The organism is Mycobacterium sp. IS-1264 (assembly GCF_001954195.1).
In the GTDB taxonomy this organism is placed as follows: Bacteria; Actinomycetota; Actinomycetes; order Mycobacteriales; family Mycobacteriaceae; genus Mycobacterium.
Map to the genome: position 1 here is coordinate 131,750 of NZ_MBES01000078.1, position 16,221 is coordinate 147,970.

Annotated in this window: 19 protein-coding genes and 1 tRNA gene; 13 read left to right on the forward strand and 7 right to left on the reverse strand. The window is 66.8% G+C overall.

The window, feature by feature from the left end; all coding sequences use genetic code 11:
* Positions 1–38: 38 nt before the first annotated feature.
* Positions 39–968 (forward strand): enoyl-CoA hydratase, encoded by a 930-nt coding sequence (locus A5744_RS20805; protein WP_076064350.1) that lies wholly within the window; start codon positions 39–41, stop codon positions 966–968.
* A gap of 70 nt (positions 969–1,038) precedes the next feature.
* Positions 1,039–1,869, forward strand: coding sequence for an SDR family oxidoreductase (locus A5744_RS20810; RefSeq protein WP_076064351.1), 831 nt, complete (start codon positions 1,039–1,041; stop codon positions 1,867–1,869).
* Here the strand turns inward: A5744_RS20810 and A5744_RS20815 are convergent.
* A complete protein-coding gene (locus A5744_RS20815) occupies positions 1,852–2,745 on the reverse strand; it encodes an NAD(P)-dependent oxidoreductase (protein WP_076064352.1) in 894 nt (297 codons plus the stop codon). The two genes, A5744_RS20810 and A5744_RS20815, sit on opposite strands and share 18 nt — an antisense overlap.
* A 48-nt stretch (positions 2,746–2,793) precedes the next feature.
* Between A5744_RS20815 and A5744_RS20820 the strand changes: the two genes are divergently transcribed.
* A complete protein-coding gene (locus tag A5744_RS20820) occupies positions 2,794–3,585 on the forward strand; it encodes an SDR family oxidoreductase (RefSeq protein WP_076064257.1) in 792 nt (263 codons plus the stop codon).
* An 11-nt stretch (positions 3,586–3,596) separates the two neighbouring features.
* Here the strand turns inward: A5744_RS20820 and A5744_RS20825 are convergent, their stop codons facing one another.
* Together A5744_RS20825 and A5744_RS20830 are read right to left on the reverse strand one after the other, a co-directional pair.
* Complete coding sequence (locus tag A5744_RS20825; protein ID WP_076064258.1) at positions 3,597–5,147, reverse strand: LCP family protein; 1,551 nt, start codon at positions 5,145–5,147, stop codon at positions 3,597–3,599.
* Positions 5,148–5,438: 291 nt separating this feature from the next.
* On the reverse strand, positions 5,439–5,708 hold the full coding sequence (locus A5744_RS20830) for a hypothetical protein (RefSeq protein ID WP_170874549.1): 270 nt from the start codon (positions 5,706–5,708) through the stop codon (positions 5,439–5,441).
* A 94-nt stretch (positions 5,709–5,802) separates the two neighbouring features.
* Here A5744_RS20830 and A5744_RS20835 point away from each other — a divergent pair, with 94 nt between their 5' ends.
* On the forward strand, positions 5,803–6,681 hold the full coding sequence (locus A5744_RS20835; RefSeq protein ID WP_205866328.1) for an alpha/beta hydrolase: 879 nt from the start codon (positions 5,803–5,805) through the stop codon (positions 6,679–6,681).
* On the opposite strand, the gene A5744_RS20840 is transcribed toward A5744_RS20835, so the two are convergent.
* A complete protein-coding gene (locus tag A5744_RS20840) occupies positions 6,653–7,315 on the reverse strand; it encodes an MFS transporter (RefSeq protein WP_076064259.1) in 663 nt (220 codons plus the stop codon). The genes A5744_RS20835 and A5744_RS20840 overlap by 29 nt on opposite strands.
* Before the next feature lie 148 nt (positions 7,316–7,463).
* Between A5744_RS20840 and A5744_RS20845 the strand changes: the two genes are divergently transcribed.
* From A5744_RS20845 to A5744_RS20865, 5 genes are all read left to right on the forward strand, one after another.
* Complete coding sequence (locus A5744_RS20845) at positions 7,464–8,123, forward strand: S1 family peptidase (protein ID WP_076064355.1); 660 nt, start codon at positions 7,464–7,466, stop codon at positions 8,121–8,123.
* 81 nt (positions 8,124–8,204) lie between these two features.
* Positions 8,205–8,852, forward strand: coding sequence for a S1 family peptidase (locus A5744_RS20850; RefSeq protein ID WP_076064260.1), 648 nt, complete (start codon positions 8,205–8,207; stop codon positions 8,850–8,852).
* A 165-nt stretch (positions 8,853–9,017) separates the two neighbouring features.
* Positions 9,018–9,443 (forward strand): lipoprotein LpqH, encoded by a 426-nt coding sequence (locus A5744_RS20855; RefSeq protein ID WP_076122697.1) that lies wholly within the window; start codon positions 9,018–9,020, stop codon positions 9,441–9,443.
* A 50-nt stretch (positions 9,444–9,493) separates the two neighbouring features.
* Positions 9,494–10,420, forward strand: coding sequence for an MAP_0585 family protein (locus A5744_RS24705; protein WP_076064262.1), 927 nt, complete (start codon positions 9,494–9,496; stop codon positions 10,418–10,420).
* A gap of 30 nt (positions 10,421–10,450) precedes the next feature.
* Positions 10,451–11,221, forward strand: coding sequence for an enoyl-CoA hydratase (locus A5744_RS20865; RefSeq protein ID WP_076064263.1), 771 nt, complete (start codon positions 10,451–10,453; stop codon positions 11,219–11,221).
* Positions 11,222–11,240: 19 nt separating this feature from the next.
* On the opposite strand, the gene A5744_RS20870 is transcribed toward A5744_RS20865, so the two are convergent.
* Positions 11,241–11,507 carry a YdeI/OmpD-associated family protein gene (locus A5744_RS20870; RefSeq protein ID WP_076064264.1) on the reverse strand — a complete coding sequence of 89 codons (267 nt, stop codon included), beginning with the start codon at positions 11,505–11,507 and terminating at the stop codon, positions 11,241–11,243.
* Between the two features lie 69 nt (positions 11,508–11,576).
* On the opposite strand from A5744_RS20870, the gene A5744_RS20875 reads away from it, so the two are divergent.
* Both A5744_RS20875 and A5744_RS20880 read left to right on the forward strand, forming a co-directional pair.
* On the forward strand, positions 11,577–12,353 hold the full coding sequence (locus A5744_RS20875) for a DUF732 domain-containing protein (RefSeq protein ID WP_076064265.1): 777 nt from the start codon (positions 11,577–11,579) through the stop codon (positions 12,351–12,353).
* Between the two features lie 166 nt (positions 12,354–12,519).
* A tRNA-Thr gene (locus tag A5744_RS20880) sits at positions 12,520–12,595 on the forward strand.
* A gap of 150 nt (positions 12,596–12,745) precedes the next feature.
* On the opposite strand, the gene A5744_RS20890 is transcribed toward A5744_RS20880, so the two are convergent.
* Positions 12,746–13,468 carry a hypothetical protein gene (locus A5744_RS20890; RefSeq protein WP_076064266.1) on the reverse strand — a complete coding sequence of 241 codons (723 nt, stop codon included), beginning with the start codon at positions 13,466–13,468 and terminating at the stop codon, positions 12,746–12,748.
* A 173-nt stretch (positions 13,469–13,641) separates the two neighbouring features.
* On the opposite strand from A5744_RS20890, the gene phoP reads away from it, so the two are divergent.
* Both phoP and A5744_RS20900 read left to right on the forward strand, forming a co-directional pair.
* Positions 13,642–14,361 (forward strand): two-component system response regulator PhoP, encoded by a 720-nt coding sequence (gene phoP / locus A5744_RS20895; protein ID WP_076064267.1) that lies wholly within the window; start codon positions 13,642–13,644, stop codon positions 14,359–14,361.
* A gap of 2 nt (positions 14,362–14,363) precedes the next feature.
* Positions 14,364–15,803: a HAMP domain-containing sensor histidine kinase gene (locus A5744_RS20900; protein WP_076064268.1), complete on the forward strand. Its 1,440-nt coding sequence runs from the start codon at positions 14,364–14,366 to the stop codon at positions 15,801–15,803.
* Positions 15,804–15,806: 3 nt separating this feature from the next.
* Here the strand turns inward: A5744_RS20900 and A5744_RS20905 are convergent, their stop codons facing one another.
* The gene (locus A5744_RS20905) at positions 15,807–16,211 is read right to left on the reverse strand and encodes an HIT family protein (RefSeq protein ID WP_076064269.1); all 405 of its coding nucleotides are present in this window, start codon (positions 16,209–16,211) and stop codon (positions 15,807–15,809) included.
* Positions 16,212–16,221: the final 10 nt, after the last annotated feature.

The window sequence follows — 16,221 nt, forward strand, 5'->3', positions numbered from 1 at the left end:
AACTTGTAACGAGCCCGACAACAAGGTAGGTGGGCGGAATGACTGTCTCCGACCAGGCCGGCACCCAGGCGACCAACGCCGACGCCGGCGCCGACGAGCTGGTGGCCTATGAAACCCTCGACGAGGGTCGCATCGCGCGGATCTGGCTCAACCGGCCCGAGGCCCACAATGCGCAGAGCCGCGGCCTGTTGGTGCAACTCGACGAGGCGTTCCTGCGCGCCGAGGCGGATGACACCGTTCGGGTGGTGATCCTGGCGGCGCGCGGCAAAAACTTCTCCGCGGGTCACGACCTGGGCTCGGAGTTGGCCATCGCCGAGCGCAGCCAGCTGCCGAGCTTCCGAATCAACGGCGGGACCCGCGACCCCATCGCGGAGAAGATCTACCTGCAGGAGTGGCACTACTTCTTCCAAAACACCTGCCGCTGGCGTGATTTGCGCAAGATCACCATCGCCCAGGTCCAGGGCAACGCGATCTCGGCCGGCCTGATGCTGATCTGGGCGTGCGATCTGATAGTCGCCGCCGATAATGCAAAGTTCAGCGATGTGGTCGCAGCGCGCCTGGGGATGCCGGGCGTCGAATTTTTCGGTCACCCTTGGGAATTCGGCCCCCGTAAGGCCAAAGAGCTGCTGCTGACCGGTGATGCGCTGGACGCCGACGATGCCTATCGGCTTGGCATGGTGTCGAAGGTATTCCCGGTCGATGAGCTGGCGGACAAGACTTTGGAATTCGCCCGGCGCATCGCCGACCGGCCCACGATGGCGGCGCTGCTCGTCAAGGACTCGGTCAACGCCGCCTCCGACGCAATGGGATTCACCGAGGCGTTGCGGCACGCGTTCCACATCCACGAGCTCGGGCACGCGCACTGGGCCGCCCACAACGAGAACAGGTACGCGGTCGGCCAGCCGCCGGATGTCGAGGACTGGCGCAACGCGAAACCGACGAAACTGGCCCGGCGCGATACGCCCTAGCAGACAGCTCGTCCGCCCGCATGGTTCTATTGCTAGAACGTGTTTCAGTTTTGGCGTGAAGGGGCGCGGCGTGCAGCTTTCTTTCGAAAACCGGACGTATCTGGTCACCGGCGGTGGCAGCGGAATCGGCAAAGGGGTCGCCGCCGGCCTGGTCAAATCCGGTGCCTCGGTCATGATCGTCGGCCGCAACCCCGACCGGCTGGCCGGCGCCGTCGAAGACATCGAAGCGCTGCAGGCCGACGGCTCCATCCGATATGAACCCACCGACGTCACCAGCGAGGACGAGGCCGCCCGCGCGGTGGACGCGGCGACGGCCTGGCACGGCCGGCTACACGGTGTGGTGCACTGCGCCGGCGGCTCGGAGACCATCGGGCCGATCACACAGATCGACTCGGAGGCGTGGCGGCGCACGGTCGACCTCAATGTCAACGGCACCATGTACGTGCTCAAGCACGCGGCGCGTGAACTGGTGCGCGGCGGCGGGGGTTCGTTCGTCGGGATCTCGTCGATCGCGGCGAGCAACACCCACCGGTGGTTCGGCGCCTACGGGGTCAGCAAATCCGCCATCGACCACATGATGCAACTGGCCGCCGATGAACTCGGACCCTCGTGGGTGCGGGTCAACAGCATCCGCCCGGGCCTGATCCGCACGGATCTGGTTGCGCCCGTGTTCGCTGTGCCGGAGGTCAGCGAGGACTATCGCGTGTGCACGCCGCTGCCTCGGCCCGGTGAGGTCGAGGACATCGCCAACCTCGCGATGTTTCTGCTCAGCGATGCCGCCAGCTATATCACCGGCCAGGTCATCAACGCCGACGGCGGCATGATGCTGCGCCGCGGACCCGACTATTCCGCGATGCTGGAACCCGCGTTCGGCGCCGACGGGCTACGCGGAGTCGTCTGACGTCAGGCCCGCGTCGCGGTCCGCGAGGGTGGCCAGCGCCGACCAGTCCAGGTGCCCGCCACCCGTTGCGACGAGCGTGAGCAGACGGTCGCGCAGCACGCTGGCCACTGGCAGCGGCACCTGCAGGCCCTCGGCCGCGGCGAGCACCAGCCGGACGTCCTTGAGACCGAGGCGCGACGCGAACCCCGCCGGCTCGAATTCCCGACGCGCGATCAGCCCGCCGTAGGTCTGATAGGCCGGCGCGGTGAACAACGTCGAGGTGAGGATGTCGACGTACTGCTGCCGGTCCACCCCGGCCTTGCCGACCAACGCGACGGCCTCGCTGACGGACTCGATCGCCGACGCGAGCAGGAAGTTACCGCTCAGCTTCACCAGATTGGCGGTATACGGCTGATCGGAGACCACGAAGGTCCGCTGCCCTATGGCGTCGAAGAGCGGAACCAACGGCTCCAGCACCTGCGGGGCGCCCGCGGCGATGACGAAAAGCTTTGCGGCAGAAGCGGCTTCGGGCCGACCGAACACCGGCGCCGCGGCATAGCGTTGTCCGGCTTCGGCATGCGCGGCCGCCAGGCGCTCCGACAGCGCCACGCTGATCGTGCTCGACGACACGTGGGTGGCACCGGGGGCCAGCGAAGCCACAAGGCCATTCGCACCGAACGCGACCTCCTCGACGGCGTCGTCGTCGGAGAGCATCGTGAACACGACCTCACCGGTGCTGGCTTCGGCCACGCTGCGCGCCGCGGTCGCGCCCCGCTGGACGAGCGGCTCCGCCTTGGCTGGCGAGCGGTTGTAGACGGTGATCTGGTGACCCGCCGTCAGCAGGTTCGTCGCCATGCCATGGCCCATGTTCCCCAGGCCGATGAATCCGATCTCCATGCCGTCCACCATGCCGCGTTTAAGGGGTCTTGGTGAAAGATGTGCTAGATGAACCGACTCGAGGGCAAGCGGATCTTGGTGACCGGCGCGGCGTCAGGCATCGGTCAGGCCACCGCGTTGCGGTTGCTCGAAGAAGGGGCCAGGGTCGTGGCTTCAGACGTCGCGGAAGACGGGCTGGCCGCCACCCAGGCCCAGGCGGAGGAAGCCGGAACGGCTGACCGCCTCACCACCATGCCGATGGACGTCGGTAGCGAGGATTCGGTGATCGACGGCGTGTGCTGGGCCGTTCAGACACTCGACGGCCTCGATTCGCTGGTCAACGCCGCCGGCGTCCTGCGGGCCGCGCACACCCACGAGACCAGCCTCGAACTGTGGAATCGGATCGTCGGTATCAACCTCACCGGAACGTTTCTGGTGGTCCGCGAGGCGCTTCCGGCGCTGCTGGGGAATTCGCGCAGCGCGATCGTCAACTTCAGCTCCACGTCGGCCTCGTTCGCCCATCCCTACATGGCGGCCTACGCCGCGAGTAAGGGCGGAATCCAGGCCTTCACCCATTCGTTGGCTCTCGAATACGCGAAGGACGGTCTGCGTGCGGCTTGCGTGGCGCCCGGCAGCATCAAGTCCGGAATCACCGACGCGACTGGGGGATACATACCCAAAGACGCCGACTGGTCGTTGTTCCCCCGCCTCATGCCGATCCTGCCCACGACGGTCGAATCCAGTGGAGCCGGGATGGCCGAGCCCTCTGCGATCGCCGGCGTGATCGCGATGCTGGTGTCCGACGACGGCGCCTGGATCACCGGCACCGAAATTCGCATCGACGGCGGTACGCACGCCTAGCCCGATCGCGGCTAGTTAACGCAGGGCACCCCGCCACCGCCGATGGGCTTGCCCTGATCGGGCGTGGGATAGGTGCTGGTGGCGTACCCGTAGCGATTCGTCTTGGTGGTCGTCGTGGTGGTGGTCTCGTCGGTGGTGCTGGTGTCGTCCGCGGCGGGCATCGAGTAAGTGGTATCCACGGTCACGCGAATGTGGCCGGGCTGCAGGCTGGGGTCGGGTTGTTTGGGGGCGTCGAGGCCGAGCAGCGCAGCCAGGTTGTGCGCGTCGGTTTCGGCGCCCGCGCCGTACTGGATCGTGGTGGACGTCGGGTCGCCGGATTGGCGGTCGCGGACCTGGCCCGCGGTGTAGCCGCGCTTTTTCAGCGCGCGGGACACCTCACTGGCCGCGCCGCTCATGCTGCCCGCGTTGACGACGTCGACGACCGTCGACGGACTGGGCTTGCTCGCCGTGGTGGCCGGCGTGGTCGTCTCGGGCGCGGCGCCGATCGCCTCGGCCACTTCGGCTTTGATCGCGGCCTGGTCGATGATGTTGACGTCCTGCCCGTTGATGTTGTCGTAGCGCACCACGGGCAGCGTCCGGAACTCGACGTTGCCGCCGCCGGCGAGTTCACCCATGCGGCGGAACAGGTCCTCGTCCCAACCCGTCGACAGCACAACGTCTTTGCGCGCCACCGCCATCAGGCCCTTGAGCTTGTCCAAGTTCGTGAAGGTCCCCGAGTCCTGCAGTTCCCGCATGACAGAGGAGATGAACGCCTGCTGCCGGTGCGTACGGTCCAGGTCTCCGTTGTCCAGGCCGTGACGCTGCCGGACGAACGCGAGCGCCTGCGACGCGTCCAGCCGCTGGGGGCCGGCCGGGAAGTCCGCGCCGGAATACGAGTCGTAGACGGCGTGGTTCAGGCACACGTCCACGCCGCCCAGGGTTTGCGCCAAGTCGTAGAAACCGGCCAGGTTGACCTCGGCGAAGTAGTCGATCGGCACGCCGGTCAGGCTGCGCACCGCGCGCAGGGTCGCGGCACGGCCGGCTTCGCGGCCGCGGGTCTCGAGCTCCCGCTGGCTGCTTCCACCCTGGTTGGCAAGCTTCTGCGCCACGTACTGCTTGGTGAGCCCGTAGGCCTCTTTGATCTTGATGTGGTTGTAGCCCGGAACCCCGTTGAACGGCACCCAGTCGTCGCGGGGGATCGAGAAGGCAGTCACCTTGTTGTCGGCCCCGACGTGCACGAGTATCAGCGTGTTGGTGTTGTAGCCACCGTCGTCGGAATCGCCGGCGTGCAGCTGCCGCAAAATCGACGACGGCAGGTCGTTGCCGTCCTGATCTTTTCGGGAGTCCAGGCCGATGAGCAAGATGTTCATGTTGTCGCCGCTGGATCGTGGATCGTCGGGGCTTAGGGCGTCCGAGACGGTGATGCCGCCCAGCGCCCCGTGAGCGACGTAGTAGCCTGCCCCGGTCATCAGGATGGCCCCGACCGAGACCAGCGACATGAAGCTGCGCGCCAGCCCTTTGCGAATTGCTGATGGCTGACGAACGGCTCGGTGGCGGCGATGGGCCCCGCCCGAGCGCGCCATCACAAAGCCCGGCCCGTATCCAGCGCAGCACTCGCTACCGCGACTGCGGTTTGCGGTGACGGCGCTAAAAGCATGAGGTCAAGTATGCGTTAGCTTGCTGTGAAGCCCCCAATCGAGAAGGCCGCCGAGCGGCCGACTGTGGGCAGGCTCACCCGCCGTAAATGGCGAAATCGGCGGCGCCAATCTTCCCACTACCAGCACGTTTGGCGGGGCTACGCCCCCGTCGGGTGTGGGCGCGTCTCGGAAAGGTCTCGGGCGGGCCACTCGGCCGCCGAAATCGACGCCAACTCGTCACCGAGCCGGTACGAGGTCCTCGCCCGAGGAGTAGCAGAGGCGGATGTTCGAGCCCGTGGCGAACTCGGCGAGGTACACGCCGAGCGGTTCGACCTCGTAGTAGTAGTGCACGTAGCCCCGCGTATCCAACGCGGTCGCGCACGAATAACCGGGCGCGCCGCATCGCTGTTTGACCGGAATCGCGAGCACGCCGAGCAGCACGACGACGACAATCCCCACTACAACCGGGATTTTGGTCAGCGTGCGCGTCGCCTGCGCGGGATGCATCACAGGAGTGTAAGCGTCTCGCTTAGCGGCGCCGCGGAGCCCAGGCGCCGCGGCGGGCCTGATCCCCTGGGCGGGGCCGTCTTACGATCTCCTGATGGCGACCGCACCAGAGCAGTTCTCGACCCACGGGCCGGGTGGGGTTCGTATCGTCGCGGATCGCTGGGGCGATCCCCACGCGCGCGCCGTGGTTTTCCTGCACGGCGGTGGGCAGACCCGACGCTCGTGGGCCCGCGCGGCCGCCGCTGTGGCCCGACGCGGGTGGCAGGCCGTCACGATCGACTTACGCGGTCACGGCGAGTCCGACTGGTCCAGCGACGGCGACTATCGTGTCGTCAGCTTCGCCGCCGACGTCCAACAGGTTCTGGAGAGCCTGCCGCTACAACCGGTTCTGGTTGGCGCGTCGCTGGGCGGATTCACCTCGATGCTGCTCGCGGGCGAGCTCTCACCGGGCATCGCCGGCGCGGTGGTCCTGGTCGACATCGTGCCGAACATGGAGCAGTCCGGGGCGACGCGGATACACAACTTCATGGCCGATCGGGTGGAATCGGGATTCGCCTCTCTCGAAGAGGTGGCCGACGCGATCGCCGAGTACAACCCGCACCGGCCCCGACCGACCGATCTGGACGGTCTGACCGCTAATCTGCGCCGGCGGGGCGACCGCTGGTATTGGCATTGGGATCCGCAATTCATCAGCGGCACAGCGCCGTTTCCCCCATTCGAGGTCACCGACGCCGATCGCATGCACGCGGCCGTCGATGCGATCCTGCGCGACGGCGTGCCCATGCTCTTGATCCGGGGTCAGATGAGTGACCTCGTCAGCCAGGAAAGTGCCGACGCATTTCTCGCGCGTTTCCCACAAGTCGAGTTCACCGACGTGCGCGGCGCCGGGCACATGGTTGCCGGGGACCGCAACGACATTTTCGCCGGCGCCGTGCTGGATTTCCTCACCCGGCGCGTCGACCAGGCGGGGTGACGATCGCGCAGCGATCGCTGGCCGACGGAACATCCTCGGGGAGAACGAATCCCGCGACGATCAAGGTGAGTACCCCGATCGGGATGTTGACCAGGAAGATCGACTTCCAGCCGAACGAGTCGATTAACCAAACGCCGACCTGTGGCCCGCAGATCGGCGCCAGCAAGATGGGGACCATGCTGATCGCCAGCACCCGGGCCAGTCTTTCGGGTCCGGCGGCGTGGGCCAGGATGATCAGCAAGAGCGGTATCAGCATGCCACCGCCGAGTCCCTGGAATGCCCGAAAGACCGCCAGCAGACCGACATTTGGGGCCTGCACACACAGCAGGGATGCCCAGGAGAACAACAGCACCGAACCCAGGAATAGGGGTTTCGCGCCCACCCGGCGTGCGGCCCAGCCGGCAAGTGGGATCACCGCCGCCATCGCCAAGGTGTAGCCGGTCACCGACCACGCGATGGCCCCCGTCGAGCCGAATCGCCCGCTCAAAGCCCGCGGCGCCGCGTTCACGACCGTGGCGTCCAGGGTGATCATCACCGGGAGAATTGTGCACGCCGCCGTGATCAGCCAGAGTCTGGAAGCCAGCCTGGCGGGATGGGCCTTGGCGCGAGCTTGTTCGATTGTCGTCGGCGTCACGGCTGAATCGTCAGCCGATGCGCTTGAGGAATCCTTGCGAAATTCTTGGAACGCTCACCCGACCTTCCGCCGCGTTCCCGTTTCTCTCGCCAGGTAGGAGGCGCCGCACACTGCTAGCATGCTGCGGACACAACTGGAGGAGGACGGCGTGACCTTTCGGTGGTTGCGGGCGCCGGGGCTGGTCGGTGCCGTGATCGTGGCCGCGACGACGGTCGCCGGGACAGCGGCGGCGGACCCGGACTTGGCGTCGCGCCCCATGCCGGGCATGCACGTTGCCGATGGAACCGGAGGGTGCACAGCCGCTTTCGCGGCGCAGGACAACGACGGCAGCTACTACCTGCTCACCAGTGGACACTGCGATCCGCACGACGGTTCGGTTTGGACCTACGGGGAGGATCGTCCGCTCGGGATGATCACCGCCAGCGAGAAGGTGGGCGACACCAGGGACGCCGCGATTATCCGCCTGGACCCGAGCGTCGGAGCGCCGACGGGCGATGTCGGTGACCGGTATCCGGTCCGGGATGTGTTGAGCCTCCCACAGATTCGGGTGGGCATGCCCTTCTGCAAACTGGGCGCGGTCACCGGTGAGACCTGTGGCGTCGTCAAAGGCGAGAAGGGCGACGTCATCGAGGCCAGCGTGTACAGCCTCAACGGCGACAGCGGGAGCCCTGGCTTCGTCAAAAACGCCGACGGCACCGTGAGCGCCGTCGGAATCTTGATGTCTTCGCCCGACGGCGACGACAACACGACGTACTTCACACTCGTGCATCCGCTACTTGCCAAGTGGGGCTTGCACATTCTTCCCTGACGCGGCGGAAAACGCCCACGCGGCGCATCTCCAGATGAGATCATCTGACGGTTCGCACCGGCATGCCCGAAGGAGAGCGCCATGGCCAAACCGTGGTTACGGGGACTCGGCGGGGTCGGCGTCGTGGCGATCTCCGCGACGGTGTTGGCGAGCCCGGCGCGACCGGACCCAGGTCTGACGCCGGGCGTCCAAGTTCAAGACGAAAGCAGCTCGTGCACAGCGGGTTTCGCGGCACAAGGCAACGACGGCAGCTACTTCCTCATGACGAGCGGACACTGCGACGCTCACGACGGCTCGGTGTGGACCTACGCGAACGACGTCCCGCTGGGCAGGATCTCGGCCAGCGAGCAGGAAGGCGACAAGCGGGACGCCGCGATCATCCTCCTCGACCCGAACGTCGGTGCCCCGGTGGGTGATGTCGGCGGCAGGTATCCGGTGCGGGATGTGCTGAGCCTTCCCCAAATCAAAGTGGGCATGCCGTTTTGCAAGGTCGGTGCGGTCACCGGTGAGACCTGCGGCGCCGTCACGGGCATCGAGGGCGACGTCATCGAAGCCAGCGTGTACAGCCTCCAGGGGGACAGCGGCAGTCCCGGCTTCGTGAAAAACGCCGACGGCACCGTGAGCGCGGTCGGTCTGTTGATGTCTTCGCCTGAGGGCGACGACAACACGACATACTTCGCGCTCGTGAATCCACTGCTCGGCAGATGGGGTTTGCGAATTCTGCCCTAAACGTGGGGCATCGGGTATTCGCGGGGCGGCATCGTGCGGCCCGTCCGAGGGCGACCGGTAGGGTCTGCCTTTGTTGACGAGGTCTGGATGACGAGTCCGGGACCAGCGAGACGAAGGAGACCAGTGCTAAAGCGTGGGATCGTAGTCGGCGTCGCCGGCGCGGCCATGGTGGTCGCGGCTTGCGCCGGCTGTTCGAGCAACAAGTCCAATACGGGTGCGTCGTCGAGCTCAGCGCCGGCCGGCCCGCAGGTCATCGTTGACGGGCAGAACCAGAACGTCAGCGGGCCCGTCACGTGCACCCCGGCGGGCGCCAACACCACTATCGGCATTGGCGACCCGACCGCCGGTGTCGGCGCGGTGGTCAGCAACGACAATCCGCCCATCGTCCATTCGGTCGGGCTGGGCAGCGTCAACGGCATCTCGCTCGGGTTCTCGGATGCCGCACCGAACAACCAGGGCGCCAACGCCGGAGCCGCGGTCAACGGCAAGTCGTATGCGATCAAGGGCACGGCCACGGGTGCCGACATGAGCAACCCGCAGCAGCCGAAGCAGGTGACCAAGTCGTTCGAGATACAGGTGACCTGCCCCTAGGGGGCTAGTCAGACATCGTCGGGGCCCGAAGCCCCAGAGGGGACGCAGCTATGTCTAGGAAACGTGTCGTCAGCGCGGCGGCGGTCGCGGCGGGCTTGGGCATCTCCGCGCTGACGTTGAATCCGGGGTTCGCGAACTCCGCGCCGATGGACCCGCCGCCGCCGTGCCCGAACTGCCACGGTGGCGGTGGCGGCGGTGGCGGGGTCTCCGGCGGCGGCGGGATTTCCGGCGGTGGTGGGGTTTCCGGCGGGGCCGGGCAGAACCCGCAGGCTCCGGCAACCACCGCGCCGGCGCCCACGCACAGCACGGCGCCGGCTCAAACCACTGCTCCGCCCGCGTCTCAAACCACGGAGACGCCGGCCACTCAGAGCACCGAGCAGCAGACCACCCAAAGCACGCAGACCACGTCGACGAGCACGCAGACCACGTCGACCAGCGCGCAAACCACGTCGACCAGCGCGCAGACCACGTCGACAAGCGAGCAGACGACGCCGAGCGCGCAGACGACGACGCCGGGTGCAAATACCAGCACGTCGTCCGGCCCAACTGAGCGTCAGGCCTTGAATCCGCCGAGCACCCAGCCTCCGCACCCGGCGTACATTCCGCCGCGCGGAGAAATCGCACGGGGCAGCGCGGAAATCGGCGGCCCCGTCGACGCGAGCGTTGGCTTCAGCATCCCGGGCCGCGGCGCGCCGCTGCCGCCGCGGGAACGAGGGTACGGCTGGAACGACGGCCCGCCTCCCCATCACCCGCCGCCCAACTGGTACGGCCCGCCGCCTCCCGGCGGCTGGGACGGCCCGCCGCCCCCCGGAGGCTGGAACCGGCCGTGGTACGGACCGCGCGACCGCGACGTGGTGTACGCGCAGAGCGATTTCGGACCGTTCGAGTACAACACCTTTACCGTCATCCCGGTCTTCAACTGGCAGTACGGAGGTTGGGGATACTGGTTCTTCGGTGTTTGGGTCCCGCTGTACTGACGCCGAGCAGCGCAACGGACTGCGGCGCCCATGAACGGGCGCTTCGTCCAGCTCGCTCGTGACGGCGGCGTGGTCACCATCGAGTTGATCAACTCGAAGCCGCTGAACATCATTGGCAGCGGCGCTATCTCGGAGCTGACCGACGCATTCCGTGCCGTCGGCCAGGACGGTGACGTGCGGGTCGTGGTGTTGCGTGGAACGGGTGAGAAGGCGTTCATCGGCGGTGCCGACATCAACGAGATGGTCACCCTGGACCGGTCCAGCGGCGAGGCGTTCATCCGCCGGCTCGCGGACCTGTGCGAAGCGATCCGCGAATGCCCAGTCCCTGTTATCGCCCGGCTTGCGGGCTGGTGCCTCGGCGGCGGTTTGGAGATCGCAATGTCGTGCGATCTGCGAATTGCAGAGGCGGGGGCCAAGTTTGGAATGCCGGAAGTGGCGGTCGGAATCCCGTCGGTCATCCACTCGGCGCTAATGCCGAAGCTGATCGGCGCCTCGCACGCGGCGTGGCTACTGCTGACCGGCGAGACGATCGATGCCGACACGGCCGCCAGCTGGGGTTTGGTACACGAGGTCACTACTCCCGGCGAACTCGACGTGCGCATTGCCGAACTCGCAAGGAAGCTAACTGGATTCGGGCCGCAGGCGGTGCGACAACAAAAGCACCTGCTGAATAAGTGGTTCGACATGACGGTCTACGGGGCGGTCGAGGACAGCATCGATCAGTTCGGCCTGGCATTCCTGACCGGCGAGCCGCAACACCACATGCGGCAATTCCTGTCTCGCAAGCGCGACAAGAAATAGCGCGGTTGGTCGAGGGCGGCTACTTGCCGGTGCGCTCGCGATGCGTGCAGCCCGGCCAGCAGCAGGGCCTCCGCATGCCTTCTTCCAACTCTTCCTGGGTTCGGCGGATGCGGCGCTCTCGGGTCTTCTGTTGCTTCGCATCCTCGACCCAGCAGATGAATTCGTTGCGCGCCAAGGGCGTGATGTCGTTCCACGCGGTAAGTGCGGTGGAGTTCGCGATCAGCGCCTGGCGCAGGTCGGCGGGCAGTTTGTGCACCACCCCACCGGGCACTCGCTGGCTGCTCACGGGGCCAGCCTAACTTGCTCGATGTCCCGGGACTTGTCACAACGTCGCGGGACCATCAAACTGACTGATATGCGCGATCGCGAGACGATCGACTCAGAATTGCGGCTCCTCGCTGCTGCCCGCCGATCGATCCGCGAGCAGGGTCATCAGCCGTCGTCCCGAGAGGCCGACCAACTTCTCGACGAGCTCCTGGCCCACGACGCAGGGGCATCTCTCGCCACGCCGGTGGAACCCGATATTGTGGCGGACACCAGGCCGCGGGGCTACAACAACGGCACGACGCCTCACCGGCGGAACGACGTGCTGCGCCGACGCTTGGGCCTCTTCGCGGCGTTGCCCCTATCTCTGATAGCCGTCGCCGCCGCGGTGGTGGTGATATTCGCGTCCCACCACGAGGATTCATCGGCGCAGGCGCCGGAAACCCCGCCGTCGGCCGCGCCGCCCAAGCCGGTTGCGCCGAAAGCACCCGCTCCGCGGATTGACGTCGTCGACATGGCGTTCATCGCCGCGTTGAAACAAGAAGGTGTGCCTGTTCCCAGCCAGGAATACGCGATGACGCAAGGGCACGCGGTTTGCGACTTCCTGGCGCACCAACCCGACTTCGGACAGGCCGTCAGCTTCGTGCAGCGATCGTCGATATGGGATGCCAATCAAAGCGCGGTGTTCGCCACTGGCGCGATCGTTTCGTACTGCCCTCAGTACCAAATTGCAAGCACCGGTGACGCGCAGCAGAACCTCCAGAATGCTCTGTCTGGCATGCAAGCCATCCAAGGCGATTTGCAAGGCATCCAACGTGATCTGCACGGCATCGGCGATGGCCTGCCGGCAATCCCCGGCCCACCGTAGGAAACCGCTTTACGGCAGAACACGACGTTGTGGAGCCTTCCGCGAACTTCCGTCCGACATGGCGACACGACCGCGCTGGCTCGCGCCTCCGCCGGCTCGAGTCGGCACGCAGTTCCGACGGCAACACCCCGTCGTAGAATCGTCCTGGCTCATCGAGCCGGCCCCGGCCGCGTTAGCTCAGTTGGTAGAGCGTCGCTCTTGTAAAGCGGATGTCGAGAGTTCGAGTCTCTCACGCGGCTCCATTCCTGTCGGAACTCAGGGATAGCGTCGTCGCATGTCGAGGACCTGTCTCGGGTGCGGAGTCGATTTCGAAGGGCGTCGGCTTAAGGTGTTCTGCACCAATGCATGCCAGCAGTCACACCGCCGACGCTTGCTCTTGGAGGCCTAACCGGTTACTGCTCGCCGTCGATGACACGTTGCGTGCGCACCGACCGCGACGATGAGCGCGGCCGGCGGCCGGGCAGCGGAATGCGGTCGGCGATGTTGCTCAGCGGGTTGACCACCATGGTCAGCCCGAGCACCGCGTCCTGCAGTGTGGCGATGGCCGGCTCCAGCGCTTCCATCCCCGGCGTCAGCCGAGCGAGGGTGTCGGCGACGTCGGCGAGCTGGTCCAGCGGGCCGTTCTTGGCGGTCAGCTTGTCGATCAGCCCGCCCTCGGCGAGCAGCCGTTCGGCCAGCCCGTCCTCCGACAGCACCCGATCGATTAGCCCCTCCTCGGCGAGCAGCTGGTCGGCCAGCCCACCCGGCTGCAGCGCGCGATGCAGGCCGCCGCCCTCCGCGGTGAGGCGGTCGAGCAAACCGCCCTCGGAGGTCAGCAGGTCGACCACCCCGCCAGGGCGCAGCAACCGGTCCATCGGCCCGTCGGGTGCCACGGCGCGTCCCAGCGGCGCGTCGTCATCGAGCAGCTTGGCGAGCCGATTGGCCCTGATGATCGCATCGTCGATCCCCAGCATGGAAGTCACCGCGTTGGTACCGGCGTCGCCACCGGCGTCCGACACCGCCCGCTTCGCGACACCAACCGCCGCCGACGCGACGTTCAAGCTCGCTTCGGCGGTGGCAAGCCCGACTCGCGCAGGAGCGGTCGCAAGGGAAACAATGCTTCTGGCGAGATTCATTCTCCGAGTCTATTCACGACATACCCCCATAACCCGAGACGAGTCCAAGCCGATGCGATGATTCCTGGCAGACTACTGGCAGACCATTAGCAACGAGCTTTCAGGAACTACACAATGACTACCAAGGCAACGTTCAAGCAAGGGACGGAAGTAACCCGCATGGATGTGACCTCATGACGGGGGCCGCCCGCACCGAAACCAAACCGGAGGCCCGCGTCCTCGTGGTCGACGACGAGGACAACATCGTCGAACTTCTCTCGGTGAGCCTCAAGTTCCAAGGGTTCGAGGTCTACACGGCGACCAATGGAGCCCAGGCCCTGGATCGCGCCCGGGACGCCCGCCCGGATGCGGTGATCCTCGACGTGATGATGCCCGGTATGGACGGCTTCGGGGTGCTGCGCCGCCTGCGTGCCGACGGCATCGACGCCCCGGCGCTGTTCCTGACGGCGCGCGATTCCCTGCAGGACAAGATCGCGGGCCTGACCCTCGGCGGCGACGACTACGTGACAAAGCCGTTCAGCCTGGAGGAGGTCGTCGCCCGGCTGCGGGTCATCCTGCGCCGCGCCGGCAAGGGCGGCGCCGAACCCCGCAGCGCCCGTTTGACATTCGCCGACATCGAACTCGACGAAGAGACGCACGAGGTGTGGAAGGCCGGCGAGCCGGTGTCGCTGTCGCCGACCGAATTCACGCTGCTTCGCTACTTCGTGATCAACGCGGGCACGGTGCTGAGCAAACCGAAGATCCTCGACCACGTCTGGCGCTACGACTTCGGCGGCGACGTCAACGTCGTCGAGTCCTACGTGTCGTATCTGCGTCGCAAGATCGACACCGGCGAGAAGCGGCTGCTCCACACGTTGCGCGGCGTGGGCTATGTGCTTCGGGAGCCGCGCTGAGCATGCGCGCGGAAAGGCACCGAACGGCTCGACGCGGTATACCCCTGCGGGTGGGCCTCGTCGCGGCCACCCTGCTGTTGGTGGCCTGCGGTCTGGTGGCGTCCGGGATCGCGGTGACGTCGATCCTTCGTCATAGCCTGATCAGCCGGATCGACCAGACGCTGCTCGACGCGTCCCGCGGCTGGGCCCAGGCGCCGCGGCGGCAATCCGCGCCGCCGTACGAGGGTCCGGACCCGGGCCGGCCGCCGTCGAAGTTCTACGTGCGCGGCGTCGGCATCGACGGCACCCCGTTCACAGCGATCAACGACCGCAACGCCGAACCGGCGCTGCCGCCCGACAACAACGTGGGACCCAATCCCACGACGCTGCCCTCGGTCAATGGCTCCGATATTCAGTGGCGCGCGGTGTCGGTGCGCGGTCCACACGGTTTGATCACCGTCGCGATCGATCTGTCCGACGTCCAGCACACCCTGCGCTCGCTGGTCTTGTTGCAGATCGGCATCGGGGCGGCGGTGCTGGTGGTGGTCGGGGTCGCGAGCTTCGTCGTGGTGCACCGCAGCCTGCGGCCGCTGTACGAAGTCGAGCACACCGCCGCCGCGATCGCCGCGGGGCAGCGAGACCTCCTGGTTCCAGAACGCGATCCACGAACCGAGGTGGGCCGACTTTCGTTGGCGCTCAACGGGATGCTCACCCAAATCCAGCAGGCGCTGGCCTCTTCGGAGTCGTCGGCCGAGAAGGCGCGCGGTTCCGAGGAGCGGATGCGACGGTTCATCACCGACGCCAGCCACGAACTGCGCACGCCGTTGACTACGATTCGTGGCTTCGCGGAACTGTATCGGCAGGGCGCCGCGCGTGACGTTGCCATGCTGCTGTCGCGGATCGAAAGCGAAGCCAGCCGGATGGGCTTGCTCGTGGACGACCTGCTCCTGCTGGCGCGGTTGGACGTGCAACGGCCGCTGGAGCACCACCAGGTCGACTTGCTGGCGCTGGCCAGCGATGCCGTGCACGACGCGCAGGCGATCGACCCGACGCGCAGCATCACGATGGAAGTCTTCGACGGCCCCGGCGTCCCCGAAGTGGTCGGCGACGAGCCCCGGATCCGGCAGGTGCTGAGCAACTTGGTTGCGAATGCGCTGCAGCACACCCCGGCCAGCGCCGACGTCGTCGTGCGCGTCGGCACGGAAGGCGACGACGTGGTGCTCGAGGTGGCCGACACGGGCCCGGGGATGAGCCAGCAGGACGCGTCGCGGGTGTTCGAGCGGTTCTATCGCACCGACTCGTCGCGGGCCCGGGCCAGCGGCGGCACCGGCCTGGGGTTGTCGATCGTCGACTCGCTGGTGCACGCGCACGGCGGCGACGTCACCGTGACCACCGTGCCGGGAGAGGGTTGCTGCTTCCGCGTCAGGCTGCCGCGCAGCAGCGACGTGCCCACGCGCGTTTGAGCTCTAAGCCAGTTGCTCCAGCGCCGCCTTGATCCGGGCCTGGGCCTGGTCGAGGGATTCCGGCGACGGGTTGCGGTCGACGTTGGCAAAGCCGAAATCGCTCAGGCTGCGGGTGGGGAAGACATGGACGTGCAGATGCGGCACTTCCAGCCCCGCGATGATCACCCCGGCACGCTCCGTTCTGAACGCCTTGCACACCGCCTTGCCGATCAGCTGACTCACCGCCATGACGCGTGAGAACGCCGCGTTGTCGACGTCCTGCCACTGATCGATCTCCTCGCGCGGCACCACCAGGGTGTGCCCCTGTGTCATCGGCTCGATGGTCAAGAACGCGACGACGTCGTCGTCCTCATATACAAATCGGCCGGGCAGTTCACGGTTGATGATCTTGGTGAAGATCGACGCCATGGGCCAAGCA